At 66.9% G+C, this 13,019-nt stretch carries 16 protein-coding genes; 12 read left to right on the forward strand and 4 right to left on the reverse strand.

Going from position 1 to position 13,019, the window contains the following annotated elements:
• Window positions 1-40: 40 nt before the first annotated feature.
• Window positions 41-193: an aa3-type cytochrome c oxidase subunit IV gene (locus DFP89_RS15855; RefSeq protein ID WP_114350363.1), complete on the forward strand. Its 153-nt coding sequence runs from the start codon at window positions 41-43 to the stop codon at window positions 191-193.
• Window positions 194-216: 23 nt separating this feature from the next.
• On the forward strand, window positions 217-861 hold the full coding sequence (locus tag DFP89_RS15860) for a hypothetical protein (RefSeq protein ID WP_114350364.1): 645 nt from the start codon (window positions 217-219) through the stop codon (window positions 859-861).
• Here DFP89_RS15860 and DFP89_RS15865 read toward each other — a convergent pair.
• Window positions 846-1,178 carry an AzlD domain-containing protein gene (locus tag DFP89_RS15865; RefSeq protein WP_114350365.1) on the reverse strand — a complete coding sequence of 111 codons (333 nt, stop codon included), beginning with the start codon at window positions 1,176-1,178 and terminating at the stop codon, window positions 846-848. The genes DFP89_RS15860 and DFP89_RS15865 overlap by 16 nt on opposite strands.
• Window positions 1,175-1,951, reverse strand: coding sequence for an AzlC family ABC transporter permease (locus tag DFP89_RS15870; RefSeq protein ID WP_114350366.1), 777 nt, complete (start codon window positions 1,949-1,951; stop codon window positions 1,175-1,177). The genes DFP89_RS15865 and DFP89_RS15870 overlap by 4 nt, the downstream gene beginning before the upstream one ends.
• A 98-nt stretch (window positions 1,952-2,049) precedes the next feature.
• Here DFP89_RS15870 and DFP89_RS15875 point away from each other — a divergent pair, with 98 nt between their 5' ends.
• Window positions 2,050-2,637: a GNAT family N-acetyltransferase gene (locus tag DFP89_RS15875; RefSeq protein WP_114350367.1), complete on the forward strand. Its 588-nt coding sequence runs from the start codon at window positions 2,050-2,052 to the stop codon at window positions 2,635-2,637.
• 9 nt (window positions 2,638-2,646) lie between these two features.
• Here DFP89_RS15875 and DFP89_RS15880 read toward each other — a convergent pair whose 3' ends face one another.
• Window positions 2,647-3,594: a hypothetical protein gene (locus DFP89_RS15880; RefSeq protein ID WP_114350368.1), complete on the reverse strand. Its 948-nt coding sequence runs from the start codon at window positions 3,592-3,594 to the stop codon at window positions 2,647-2,649.
• A 21-nt stretch (window positions 3,595-3,615) separates the two neighbouring features.
• Window positions 3,616-4,086 carry a transcription elongation factor GreA gene (greA, locus tag DFP89_RS15885; RefSeq protein ID WP_114350369.1) on the reverse strand — a complete coding sequence of 157 codons (471 nt, stop codon included), beginning with the start codon at window positions 4,084-4,086 and terminating at the stop codon, window positions 3,616-3,618.
• A gap of 299 nt (window positions 4,087-4,385) precedes the next feature.
• Here greA and DFP89_RS15890 point away from each other — a divergent pair, with 299 nt between their 5' ends.
• From DFP89_RS15890 to DFP89_RS15930, 9 genes are all read left to right on the forward strand, one after another.
• Window positions 4,386-6,032, forward strand: a complete 1,647-nt coding sequence (locus tag DFP89_RS15890) for an electron transfer flavoprotein-ubiquinone oxidoreductase (protein ID WP_114350370.1) — start codon at window positions 4,386-4,388, stop codon at window positions 6,030-6,032.
• Window positions 6,033-6,126: 94 nt separating this feature from the next.
• Entirely contained in the window at window positions 6,127-8,064 is a 1,938-nt protein-coding gene (locus DFP89_RS15895; protein WP_114350371.1) for a tetratricopeptide repeat protein, read from the forward strand.
• 4 nt (window positions 8,065-8,068) lie between these two features.
• Entirely contained in the window at window positions 8,069-8,890 is an 822-nt protein-coding gene (locus tag DFP89_RS15900; RefSeq protein ID WP_114350396.1) for a 4-(cytidine 5'-diphospho)-2-C-methyl-D-erythritol kinase, read from the forward strand.
• A 24-nt stretch (window positions 8,891-8,914) separates the two neighbouring features.
• Entirely contained in the window at window positions 8,915-9,661 is a 747-nt protein-coding gene (locus tag DFP89_RS15905) for a pyridoxine 5'-phosphate synthase (protein ID WP_114350372.1), read from the forward strand.
• A gap of 31 nt (window positions 9,662-9,692) precedes the next feature.
• A complete protein-coding gene (gene acpS, locus DFP89_RS15910; RefSeq protein ID WP_114350397.1) occupies window positions 9,693-10,115 on the forward strand; it encodes a holo-ACP synthase in 423 nt (140 codons plus the stop codon).
• 57 nt (window positions 10,116-10,172) lie between these two features.
• On the forward strand, window positions 10,173-10,964 hold the full coding sequence (gene lepB, locus DFP89_RS15915; protein WP_114350373.1) for a signal peptidase I: 792 nt from the start codon (window positions 10,173-10,175) through the stop codon (window positions 10,962-10,964).
• Between the two features lie 46 nt (window positions 10,965-11,010).
• Window positions 11,011-11,700: a ribonuclease III gene (gene rnc / locus DFP89_RS15920; protein ID WP_114350374.1), complete on the forward strand. Its 690-nt coding sequence runs from the start codon at window positions 11,011-11,013 to the stop codon at window positions 11,698-11,700.
• Window positions 11,697-12,620 carry a GTPase Era gene (gene era, locus DFP89_RS15925; protein ID WP_114350375.1) on the forward strand — a complete coding sequence of 308 codons (924 nt, stop codon included), beginning with the start codon at window positions 11,697-11,699 and terminating at the stop codon, window positions 12,618-12,620. Before rnc ends, era begins: the two co-directional genes overlap by 4 nt.
• Before the next feature lie 24 nt (window positions 12,621-12,644).
• Window positions 12,645-12,980: a DUF1491 family protein gene (locus tag DFP89_RS15930; protein WP_114350376.1), complete on the forward strand. Its 336-nt coding sequence runs from the start codon at window positions 12,645-12,647 to the stop codon at window positions 12,978-12,980.
• Window positions 12,981-13,019: the final 39 nt, after the last annotated feature.

Consider the following 13,019-nt stretch of genomic DNA (forward strand, 5'->3'; position numbering starts at 1 on the left):
GTTATCCCTGCCTGAACGCATCGCAGTTCAGGACAGGACCATGGCTTCGCATCACGAAATTTCCGAACACAAGCACGGCGAAATGGACATCCGCGCGCAGCAGGCGACATTCGCCGGCTTCGTCAAGGCCTCGGTCTGGGTGTGCTGCCTGGCAATCGCAGTGCTGGCATTCATGGCGCTGTCGAACAGCTGATCCCGACGGTCGGAGATTTCACGATGCAAAGGCGCGCGTTTCTTGCGCTGGCGCTGCCCATGGCCCTTGCGGCCTGCGGCGCCGACAATATCTGGGCCAGTGACGAATCGCTGCGGCGCGCGGCCTATGTCTCGGACGAGCCGCCCTCGATCACGCTCTTGACCGTCATCGGCATCCCCAAGGGCGAAGGCGCGCATTCGGCGCTGATGATCAATGGCAGCCAGCGGATCATCTTTGATCCGGCGGGCAGCTGGAACCATCCCGCGATCCCCGAACGCCATGACGTGCTTTACGGGATCACGCCGAATTTCAAGAATTTCTACATCGATTACCACGCCCGCCAGACCTACTGGGTGGCCGAGGACACCAAGCTTGTCCCGCGCGAGGTGGCCGATGCCGCGATCCGCGCCGCGCAGGCGCAGGGCGCTACCAACAAAAGCTTCTGCGCCGTCTCGACCGGGCAGGTGCTGCGCCGGATTCCGGGCTTTGAGGGCGCGCCCTCGGGCTTTTCGCCGCTGAAGCTGCGCGAATGGTTCGTGACCCTGCCCGGCGTCACCTCGCGCAAGCATCAGGATGGCGACCCGGCCAACAACCACAACGTCCTGCTGCGCCAAAAGGATGGCGTGGTCGCCGGCTATACCGGCGGCCATCTTCAGCCGATCAGGTAAAGCCCCAGATACAGCGCGGCCATCCCGGTCAGGATGGCCGCCAGCACATTGCGCGTGACCAGCCCCACCCCCATCGTGACCACCGCCGCGATCAGCCGCGCGGGATCGGGCGCCCCGCCCGTCGCGGCGGGCCATGCGACCAGCGGCGCGGCAATCGCCGGCAGCACCGCCACCGCCGTATAGCGCAGCAGGCGCTGCGCCCAGACCGGCATCGGGCGATTGCTAAACGCGCCCAGAAACGACCAGCGCAGACCATAGGTGCCAAGGCCCGACAGCAGGATGATCGCCCAGATCGTCAGGTCCGAATATCCGCTCATGCGCGCACCCCCTGCCTGCGTTCCATCAGCACCTCGACCCATGCCCCGGTCGCCATCGCCAGCGGCGCCGCCACGAACAACCCCAGCCCCGAGGGCAGGAAAGAAAAGACCAGCGAGGCGATGATTGCCACCAGCGCCGCCGCGATATGCGCGGGCGTGCGCAGCATCGGCCCGATCATCGCCAGAAACGTGATCGGCAGGGCGAAATCCAGCGCCAGCCCCTCGGGGATGGTGCGGCCCAGCACGTGACCCAGCCCGCTGGCCACCACCCATGGCACGCAGCACGCGACCGAAGCACCCAGAAAATAGCCGACGCGCTGCGGGATGCTCAGCCGCGGATGCTTTTCGTAATGCTGCACCGACAGGGCAAAGGTCTGGTCGATCAGCAGATAGGCGATCAGCCGCTTTTGCCCCGGCGTCGCGCCCCCCAGCCACGGCACCATGCTGGCCGAATACATCGCCATGCGCAGATTGACCGCGATGGCGGTGATGATGATGACCAGCACCGGCGCATTGTCGGTCAGCAGCTGCACCGCCGTGAATTGCGACGCCCCGGCAAGGACCAGCGTCGAAAAGCCCAGCACCTCGACCAGACCCAGCCCGGCCTCGGCGGCGACGACGCCGAACAGCAGGCCAAAGGGCACCAGTACCAGCATGAAGGGCAGAGACTGCACCAGCCCGTGCCAGAAAGCCTGCCTCGGGCTGCGGTTCAGCGCGCGGATTTGCGCCGGGGTCAGATCGTCCCCGGATGGAATATCGGCGGTGGCGGGCATGGTGAAAAGGACTCGTCTTGTCGCGAAAGCTTTGGGCAGATAGGCCGAAAGCGCCCAGAGTGACAAGAACCCAAGGACAAGAAGGCCCAAGCCCGCCGATGCCGCGCCCCCTGCCCCAGATCCGCATCCAGCACGGCCTGCCCGTTGAGCTGCGCACCGCCGCAGCCGCGCTCTATTGGCGGCATTTCGGCGCGCAACTGCTGCCGCTGCCGGCGCGGCACCGGCGCGGCATGGCGCTGGTCCGGGCGGCGCTCAGGGCCGATCACGCGCTGGTGGCGCTGTCGCCGCAGGGGCGGCTGATCGGCATTGCGGGCTTTCGCGATGCGCAGGGCGGGCTGCTGGCCACCGACCCGCACAGCTTTCGCGCCGTCTGGGGCGGGGCGCGGGGGCGGCTTTGCCATCTCAGCACCGGGCTTTACCGCGCCGGGCCGCAGACCGAGGATCTGGTCATCGACGGCATCGCCATCCATCCGGGCTGGCGCCGGCAGGGCATCGCCCGGGCGCTGGTCAGGGCCGTCGCCGATCATGCCCGCGCCCGCGGCCATAACGCGTTGCGGGCCGAGGTCGCCGCCGGCAACCCCGAGGCGCTGGCGGCATGGCGGGCCATGGGGTTTTCGCGGCTGTCGCGGCACCGGCTGGGCTGGCCATGGTCGCGCCCGGCGCATGTGCTGCGCCTGACGCTTTAGCCGATCCGCTCAGGTCGTGGCCGCCATCGAGCCGCGCCCCAGCATGCCGGTCGCCTGCGCCAGCAGTGTAAAGGCCCGGCCCGAGCGGGTCTCGGTCAGCACCGCCAGCACCTGCGGGTTTTCATCTTGCGCCTTGCGGCTCAGCAGGCGGTCGAAATGGCGCAGGAAGTGATGGGCGACATCGCGAAATACCTCGTCCCCGCGCAGCATCTGGCCGGCGGTCTCCAGCGCGTTTTCATCCTCGATCACTGCAAGCCCGGCCACGGCATCGCCGCGCGCCCCCTCGGCAAAGCGGCGCCACAGCATGGGATCGGTTTCGGGGATACGCAGTTCGTCCATATAGACACCCTGCCCGGCCAGCAGCGTGACCACGTCCTGCGCGGCGCGGATCAGCCGCGCCAGCCCCGGATCGGCCAGCGCCAGACGCAGGCAGCGAATCGCCTCGCGGTCATCGGGGCCATCGGGAAAGTTCAGGGCAAAGAACAGCTCGGGCGCGGTCAGTTCGGTCGCAGCGGGCGAATCAAGCTGCAACGAGGCCTGACGCCCATCCCCGGACGGACGGGCCGCGGGGGCCGGCGCCGGACGTGGCGGCGCGGGGGTCGGGCGGGGGATGCGCGCCTCGGGCTGCGGGGGCGCGACCGGGCGGGCCATGCCGCCGTCGCCGCCATCCGCCTGATCCTGCATGTTCTCAAGCAGGGCGCGCAGCTCCTGCGCCTCTTCGCGCAGCAGGGACAGGCTGCGGGCCGACCAGACCGCCAGCCAGATCAGCGCCAGCGGCAGCACCAGCCCGGTGAGCCAGATCAGCGTTGATCCGCCCTCGGCCCCGTCATCCGGGGCCAGCGCCGCAAACAGCGCCGCCAGCGCCAGCCACGCCGCGCTGGCACCGGCGCCGACCAGCAACAGCCGGTTGCGCTGCTGTTCGGCGGCCAGCCGCTGCAGGGCGTCGCGCGCGCTCATCCCAGGCGCCCCGCCTGCGGGTCAGAGATAGCGGATATTGAGGATTTCATAGGATTTTCCGCCGCCGGGGGTCACCACCTCGACGCTGTCCCCCTCGTCCTTGCCGATCAGTGCGCGCGCCAAGGGCGAGCGCATGTTCAAAAGACCGCGCTCCAGATCGGCCTCGGCCTCGCCGACGATCTGATAGGTGCGCTCTTCCTCGGTGTCCTCGTCCAGAAGGGTGACGGTGGCGCCGAACTTGACCGAGCCGCTCAGCTTCGAGGTATCGATCACCTCGGCGCGCGAGATCAGGCCTTCAAGTTCCTTGATGCGGCCTTCGACAAAGCTCTGCTTTTCGCGCGCGGCGTGATATTCGGCATTTTCCGACAGGTCACCATGTTCGCGCGCCTCGGCGATGGCGCGGATGACGGCGGGCCGCTCGACCGAGCGGAGCTGGCGCAGTTCCTCGTCCAGCTGGTCATAGCCCGCGCGGGTCATCGGTATCTTTTCCATTCCAGTCCTTCCGATCGCATCATATCGCCACGGCGCGACCTGCGCCGGTTCAACAGACAAAAAATTTGCCGAACGCCCCCAGCCTTGGGCCGGGGGCGTCCAGTAAATCGTCGGAAGGCAGCTTGGCCGGTTCCGTGAGCTGTTGCAAGACCCGGTGAAACCGATTTGCAAGACCCCGCCAATCGCGTGAATGACGCCACAAGAAGCACGATTGTTCGCTGCGTTCCGATTGCCCGAAAGAATATTACGCGCTAGGTGTTTGCCCCAGATCACGAGCCAGGGGAATTGGGGGCCGAGCCATGTCTGAGATCATCCGTGAATCCATGGATTATGACGTCGTTATCGTTGGCGGCGGACCGTCCGGATTGTCGGCGGCGATCCGGCTGAAACAGATCAACCCCGAGCTTTCGGTCGTGGTGCTGGAGAAGGGCTCCGAGATCGGCGCCCATATCCTGTCGGGCGCGGTCCTGGACACCAGCGGCCTGGACAAGCTGATCCCCGACTGGAAGGACAATGGCGCCCCGGTCGAGACCGAGGTGACCTCGGACAATTTCTACATCCTGGGCGAGGCGGGCCAGATCCGCGTGCCGAACTGGCCGATGCCGCCCCTGATGTCGAACCATGGCAAATACATCGTCAGCATGGGCAATGTCTGCCGCTGGCTGGCCGAACAGGCCGAGGCGCTCGAGGTCGAGATCTTCCCCGGCATGGCCTGTTCGCAACTGGTCTATGACGGTGACCGCGTCGCGGGCGTCATCGCGGGCGAAATGGGGCTGAATGCCGACGGCACCCCCGGCCCCGGCTATGAGCCGGGCATGGAGCTGCGCGGCAAATACGTCTTTATCGCCGAAGGCGTGCGCGGCAGCCTCGCCAAGGAGCTGATCGGCAAATACGACCTTTCCGCCGGCCATGATGTGCAGAAATTCGGCATCGGCATGAAAGAGATCTGGGAAATCGACCTCGCCAAGGCGAAACCCGGCACCGTCACCCATACGATGGGCTGGCCCCTGGGCAAGAATGCCGGCGGCGGCTCTTTCATCTATCATCTGGGCGGCAATCAGGTGCTGGTCGGCTTTGTCGTCCACCTGAACTACGCCAACCCCTATCTGTATCCCTACATGGAATTCCAGCGTTTCAAGCACCATCCGATGGTCGCCGAACTGCTGGAGGGCGGCAAGCGCGTGGCCTACGGCGCCCGCGCCATCAGCGAGGGCGGCTGGCAGTCGATCCCGAAACTTACCGTGCCGGGTGCGGTTCTGCTGGGCTGCTCGGCCGGGCTGGTGAACGTGCCGCGCATCAAGGGCAACCATAACGCCATGCTCTCGGGCATCGCCGCCGCCGAGGCCGCCGCCGAAGCCATCGCCGCCGGCCGCGAAGGCGACGAGCTGACCGGCTATGAGGCCGATATCCGCTCGGGCGACATCGCCCGCGACCTCAAGCCGGTGCGCAACGTCAAGCCGCTGTGGTCGAAACTGGGCCTGTGGTCCAGCCTGGCGCTTGGCGGTTTCGACATGTGGGTCGCGAATGTGACCGGCTGGAACCCGCTGGGCACCTGGAAACACGGCAAGACGGATGCCGAGGCGACCGGCAAGGCCGCCGATTTCAAGCCGATCGACTATCCGAAACCCGATGGCAAGCTCAGCTTTGACCGGCTGACCAATGTGAGCTTCAGCTTTACCAATCACGAGGAAAGCCAGCCCTGCCATCTGCGGCTGAAAGACAGCGCGATCCCGATTTCGGTGAACCTGCCCGTCTATGCCGAGCCCGCGCAGCGCTATTGCCCGGCCGGCGTCTATGAGGTGATCGAGGGCGAGGGCGGACCGCGCTTTCAGATCAACTTCCAGAACTGCGTCCATTGCAAGACCTGCGACATCAAGGACCCGTCGCAGAACATCACCTGGACCACACCGCAGGGCGGCGACGGGCCGAATTACCCGAATATGTGATCCAAAGCGGGTACGCCGCGCCGGACGCGGCGTTGCCCTGCGCCGCGACGGCGGCTAGGGTCGCGGCGGGATTGCCAAGAACTGGGCCAGAGCCGTGACGAAAAGACTGTTTCCATTGGCGCTGATCGCGCTGACCGCCGCACCGCTTTCACTGGCCGCGCCGCAGGGCCGGGCCGAGGCCTTGCCGCGTCTTGCGCAAGCGCAAAACCCGGCGACACCCGACAGCCAGCGCCCCGTGCATCGCCCCAATGTCCCCGGCAATGATGCTCCGGCCGCTGAAGGCCAACCCTCGGCGGATCAACCGCAAAAGGATCAAGCCGCCAAACCTCCGGCGCCTGATATCCACGGTCTGGCCGGCCCCTATCTCGCGGCCCGCATGGCCGCGATCCAGAATGATTTCCGCACCGCAGGTGACTATTCGCTGCGCGCGCTGGCCCAGGACGACACCGACCCCTTCCTGCAAGACAGCGCGCTGGTCGCCCTGATCGCCGCCGGCGACATGGAGCGCGCGACCGCTCTTGCCGGCACCATGGCCCATCAGGGCCGCCCGACCGAACTGGGGCGACTGGTGCGCCGCAGCGAACTGGCCCGGGCCGAGCGCTGGGACGAGGTGATCGCCGATATCGACGCCGCCCCCGCCGCCTCGGATGACGGCGACGCGACGGGTGGCAGCGCGCTGATCGACGGCATGATCCGCGCCTGGGCGCTGCTGGGCGCCGGCCGCGCCAGCGAGTCGCTGTCGGCCTTCAAGGAACTGGCCAAGACCCGTGGCGCCGCGCCGATGGTGAATTACCATCTGGCGCTGGCCAAGGCCAAGGTCGGCGATTTCGAAGGCGCCGAGGAATTGCTGGCCGATCCGGCGACCGGCAGCCATATCCTGGGCGTCATCGCCCGCGCGCAGGTGCTGTCGCAGCTGGAACGCAACCGCGACGCCATCGCCATGCTTGATGCCACGCAGGGTCTTGACGAAGAGCCACACCTGATCGCACTGCGCGACCGCATGGAAAAAGGCGAGACGCTGCCCTTTGACATCATCAAGACCCCCGCCGACGGTATGGCGCAGGTCTTTCTGACCTTTGGCTCGGTGCTGGCAGGCAGCGAGGAACCCGACCCGCTGGCGCTGATCCATGCCCGGCTGGCCGAATACCTGTCGCCGCAACTGGGCGAGGCGCGGCTGCTGGCCGCCCAGATCCTGCAAGGCTTCGGCGAATTCGATCTGGCCGAGCAGGAATTCGAGGCGCTGCGCGATCTGGGCGACATGCGCCCGGTGGCCGAACTGACCCGCATCGACGCGCTGGCCCGCGCCGACCGGCTGGATGATGCCGAAAAGGCGGCGCTGACACTGACCGCCGCCCATCCCGAACTTGCGCCGGGCTGGATCGCGCTTGGCGACCTGCTGCGCCAGCAGGACAAGTTCGCGCAGGCGGTGCCCGCCTATGACAAGGCGCTCAGCCTGATCGGCGACGCCTCGCCCGAGGCGCGCTGGTTCCCGCTTTACGCGCGCGGCATCGCGCTGGAACGCGCCGGCCAGTTCAAAAAGGCCGAAGCCGATTTCCGCGCGGCGCTGAAGATCCGCCCCGATTCCGCGCAGGTGCTGAACTATCTGGGCTACAGCCTCGTGGACCGGAACGAAAACCTCGACGAGGCGCTGAAGCTGATCCAGCGCGCGGTCGAGCTGCGCCCCGATGACGGCTATATCCTCGATTCGCTGGCATGGGCCTATTACCGGCTTGGCCGCTATGACGAGGCCGTGGCGCCGATGGAACGCGCCGTGGCCGCCATGGCGAGCGATTCACTGGTCAATGACCATATGGGCGACATCTACTGGATGGCCGGCCGCAAGCGCGAGGCGGAGATCCAGTGGCACCGCGCCCAGTCGCTGAAACCCCAGACCGAGGCCGAGGCGCATCGCATCCGCGCCAAGCTGGACCGGGGCCTCGACGCGGTTCTGGCCGAGGAAAAAGCCAATGGCGGCAAACTGCCGCCGCCGCCGCCCGCGCCCGAACCGGCGCAGGACGAGGCCGCCGACTGATCCCATGACCCAGATCCGGCGCGAGGCGGCCCCCGCCAAGCTGAACCTGACGCTGCATGTCACCGGCCGCCGCAGTGACGGCTATCACCTGCTGGATTCGCTGGTGGTGTTCTGCCAGATCGGCGATGTGGTGACGCTGACGGATGGCCCGCTGTCGCTGACCGTGACCGGCCCCTTTGCCACGGGCCTCGCGGCCGAAGCGGACAATCTGTGTCTGCGCGCCGCCCGCTTCGCCGGGCGCGAGGTGGCGATCACGCTGGAAAAGAACCTGCCCGTGGCCTCGGGGATCGGCGGCGGCTCGGCCGATGCGGCGGCGGTGCTGCGCGCCCTCGGCACCAGCCCCGCCGGAACCCAGAGCCTCGGCGCCGATGTGCCGGTCTGCATGGCCGGCCTGCCCACACGGATGCGCGGTCTGGGCGAGATCCTCGACCCGCTGCCCGCCCTGCCGCCCTTGCATCTGGTGCTGGTCAATCCGGGGCGCGGCCTCTCGACGCCGGCGGTCTTCAACGCCCTGCCCCGGCGCGAGAACCCGCCCATGCCCGATACCCTGCCCGATTTCCCGGACGCGGATGCGCTGATCGGTTTCCTGCGCGATTGCCGCAACGATCTCGAGGCCCCGGCGATCAGCCTGATGCCGGAAATCGCCACCTGCCTTGCGGCGCTGAATGACGCGGGGGCACGGCTTACGCGCATGTCCGGTTCGGGTGCGACCTGTTTCGGCCTTTTTCCCGATGCGGCCCGCGCGCAGGCCGCGCGGACTGCCATCGCCCGCGCCCATCCGTCATGGTGGATCGCCGCATCTGGACTTGCGCCCGCAAAGGGCTAACCTGCGGGCAAACAAGGGGGAAGCATGCAGCGTCTTGGCGTCAATATCGATCACGTGGCCACCATCCGCAACGCGCGCGGCACGCCTTGGCCCGACCCGGTGCGCGCCGCCCAACTGGCCGAAGAGGCCGGCGCCAATGGCATCACCGCCCATCTGCGCGAGGATCGCCGCCATATCTCGGACCGCGACATCGACCGCCTGATGGCAACACTGCGCCTGCCCCTGAATTTCGAGATGGCGGCAACCGTGGAAATGCAGGCCATCGCGCTGAACCACCGCCCGCATGCCGTCTGCGTCGTCCCCGAAAAACGCGAGGAACGCACGACCGAAGGCGGCCTCGACGTCGCCGGACAAGAAGCCTATCTCGCCGACTTCATCGCCCCCCTGCGCGAGGCGGGCTGCCGGGTCTCGACGTTCATCGGCCATGAGCCGGCGCAGATCCAAGCCTCGGCCCGGATCGGCGCGGCGGTCGTCGAACTGCATACCGGCGCCTATTGCGACTTCGACACCGAAGGCCGCATCGCGGAACGGGACGCCGAACTCGCAGCCCTGCAAAAAGGCGCGGCCTTCGCCGCCAGCCTCGGCCTCGAGGTGCATGCCGGCCACGGGCTGACCTTCGACACGGTCGGCCCCATCGCCGCCATCCCGCAGGTCATGGAACTGAATATCGGCCATTTCCTGATCGCCGAATCCGTCTTCATCGGCCTCGACGGTGCCATCCGGGAAATGCGCCGTCGCATGGACGCGGCGCGTGCAGGTTCTTCTTCATGAAAATATCCAAAAACCCAACCGGGCCACGGGCATGATCCTCGGCATCGGCACGGACCTGTGCAATATCGACCGCATCAGCGGCGTTCTGGCGCGCCATGGCGACCGCTTTCGCAACCGGGTCTTCACCGAAACCGAACTGACCAAGGCCGCACGCCGCAAGGACGAGGCAGGGACGCTTGCGAAACGCTGGGCCGCCAAGGAGGCCTGCTCGAAAGCCCTTGGCACCGGCCTTGCCATGGGCATCAGCTGGAAGGATATGGCGGTCCGGAACCTGCCCAGCGGCCAGCCCAGCATGACCCTGACCGGCTGGGCGGCCGAGCGGCTGGCGGCGATGACGCCCCCCGGCCACAGCGCCCATATCCATGTCACGCTGACCGACGATCACCCCTGGGCGCAGGCCTTTGTGATCATCGAGGCGCTTCCCGACGTCGTGAAAGCCCCTGCGGGCGCTTGACTTTCGGGCAATGCGCGGATCATGAACGCGCGACTTCCGCATGAGGGGACGGCATACATGGCCAACAGCGACGCCCGCAAGGATGGCGGCATCTGGGAAACGATCAAGACCATCTTCTGGGCGCTGGTGATCGCAGGCGTCTTTCGCACGCTGTTCTTCCAGCCTTTCTGGATTCCCTCGGGCAGCATGAAGGACACGCTGCTGATCGGCGACTTTCTGTTCGTGAACAAGATGGCCTACGGCTATTCGCGTGTCTCCTGCCCGTTCGAGATGTGCCCGATCTCGGGCCGCATCCTGGGATCGGAACCGCAGCGCGGCGATGTCGTCGTTTTCCGCCACCCGACCCGGGGCGATGATTTCATCAAGCGCGTCATCGGCCTGCCCGGCGACCGCGTGCAGATGAAGGACGGCATCCTGTGGCTGAACGGCCAGGAGGTTCCCCAGACCCCCGCCGGCACCTTCACCGAGGTGAACGAGCCGCAAGGCCCGCAGCAAAGCCTGCCCAAATGCGCCAATGAGCCGGTGATCGAGGGCGGTCCCTGCGAAAAACCCCGCTATACCGAGGCCCTGCCGGGCGGCCCCAGCCATGATGTGCTGAACATCTTCGACAACGGCCCCGGCGACAACACCGCCGAATTCACCGTGCCCGAGGGAAATTACTTCTTCATGGGTGACAACCGCGACAATTCGGGCGACTCGCGCTGGCCGGCGGCCACGGGCGGCGTCGGCATGGTGCCGGCCGAATACCTGATCGGGCGCGCCGACCGGATCATGTTCTCCTCGGCCGGGAAATCGCTGCTGTATTTCTGGACATGGCGCGGTGACCGCTTCTTCAAGGCGGTCGAGTAAAAGGAGAAATTGCCGCGATGCCCCGCATCGTGGCAAGATCACGGGCATGAAGATTTCCGCCGAACTGCGCGCCTTCTCGGAACGTCTGGGGTACGAATTTTCGCGCCCCGAATTGCTGCAGCGCGCGCTGACCCATGGCTCGATCTCGACCGCGACGCGGCCCGACAACCAGCGGCTGGAGTTTCTGGGCGACCGGGTGCTGGGCCTGACCATCGCCGAGGCGCTGTTCAAGACCGACCGCGCCGCCACCGAAGGCCAGCTTGCCCCGCGCTATAACGCGCTGGTCAAGGGCGAGACCTGCGCCGCCATCGCCCGCGAGATCGGGCTGGGCGATGTGCTGAAACTGGGCCGTTCGGAAATGCTGTCGGGCGGCCGCCGCAAGGAGGCGCTGCTGGCCGACGCCATGGAAGCGGTGCTGGCGGCGATCTATCTGGATGCCGGGCTCGAAGCCGCGCGCGGCGTCATCCTGCGGCTTTGGGCCGACCGGCTGAAGAATGTCGACGACGACGCCCGCGACGCCAAGACCGCGCTTCAGGAATGGGCGCAGGCGCAGGGCATGCAGCCGCCGCGCTATGTCCAGATCGCCCGCAACGGCCCCGACCACGCCCCCGAATTCGAAATCGCCGTCCGTCTGGACGATGGCCGCGAGGCCATGGCCCGGGGCACCGGCACCAAACGCAGCATCGAACAGGCGGCGGCGCAGGCCCTGCTTGACCAGATCGAAGGATCGACATGACCGAAACCCGCCCAGAAACCCGTGCGGGCTTTGCTGCCCTGATCGGCGAACCCAATGCCGGCAAATCCACGCTGCTGAACCAGATGGTCGGGGCCAAGGTCTCGATCGTCACGCATAAGGTGCAGACGACCCGCGCCCGCATCCGCGGCATCGCCATGCATGGCGACGCGCAGATCGTCTTTGTCGACACGCCCGGCATCTTTCGCCCGCGCCGCCGGCTGGACCGTTCCATGGTCAAGGCGGCATGGGGGGGGGCTGCGGATGCCGATGTCATCCTGTTCATGATCGAGGCCCATCGCGGGCTGACCGATGGCGCGCAGGCGATCATCGACCAGCTTCGCGAACATGCGGGAAAAACCCCGGTGGCGCTGGTCATCAACAAGATCGACCGCGTCAAGGCCGAGGCATTGCTGGCGCTGTCGCAGCAGGTCAATGCGGCGTTCGATTTCGCCACCACCTTCATGATCTCGGCCGAAAAGGGCTATGGCTGCGCCGACCTGATGGACTGGCTGGCCCGCGAGATGCCCGCAGGCCCCTGGCTTTACCCCGAGGATCAGGTCGCCGACCTGCCCATGCGCATGATCGCCGCCGAAATCACCCGCGAAAAGCTGACCCTGCGCCTGCACGAGGAAATCCCCTACCAGCTCACCGTGGAAACCGAGAAATGGGAGGAAAAGAAGGACGGCTCGGCCCGCGTCGACCAGATCGTCTATGTCGCCCGCCCCGGCCACAAGGGCATCGTCCTTGGCAAGGGCGGCGAGACGATCAAGGCCGTGGGTCAGGCCGCCCGCGCCGAGATGATGGAGTTCATGGGCCGTCCCGTGCATCTGTTCCTGCAGGTTAAGGTCCGCGAGAACTGGCAGGACGAGGCCGAGCGCTATAACGAGATCGGTCTGGATTTCCGCGACGGCGATGCCTGAGGCCCGATATGCTTGAGGCCCGCCATGGCTGAAGCCCGCCTTGCGGCCGGCGTCTGGGTGGCGGCCTATCTGCGCCGCCTGATGCTGGCCGATATCCCCGCCTATGTCACCCGCCATGGCGACGACACGGCAGGCGCGGTGATGGTCAAATGCGCCACATTGGACGGCCGCGCCAGCCTGTGGACCCGGCAATGGGATCTGGACACCGACCAGCGCCTCTGGACCCGCCTGAACGAGGCGTCCGAGCGTGACATCGACGCCGAGATCGCCCGCGAGGCCGGCCGCGACCCCGATCTGTGGGTGATCGAGATCGAAAGCCGCGACGCCCGCACGCTGCTGGATCAGCCGGGTCTGGCCTAGAGCTTGTTTGCCCGGCCGAAAGCCCTAAATCTTGTGGCT

Source organism: Paracoccus lutimaris (assembly GCF_003337565.1).
GTDB classification, from domain to species: domain Bacteria; phylum Pseudomonadota; class Alphaproteobacteria; order Rhodobacterales; family Rhodobacteraceae; genus Paracoccus; species Paracoccus lutimaris.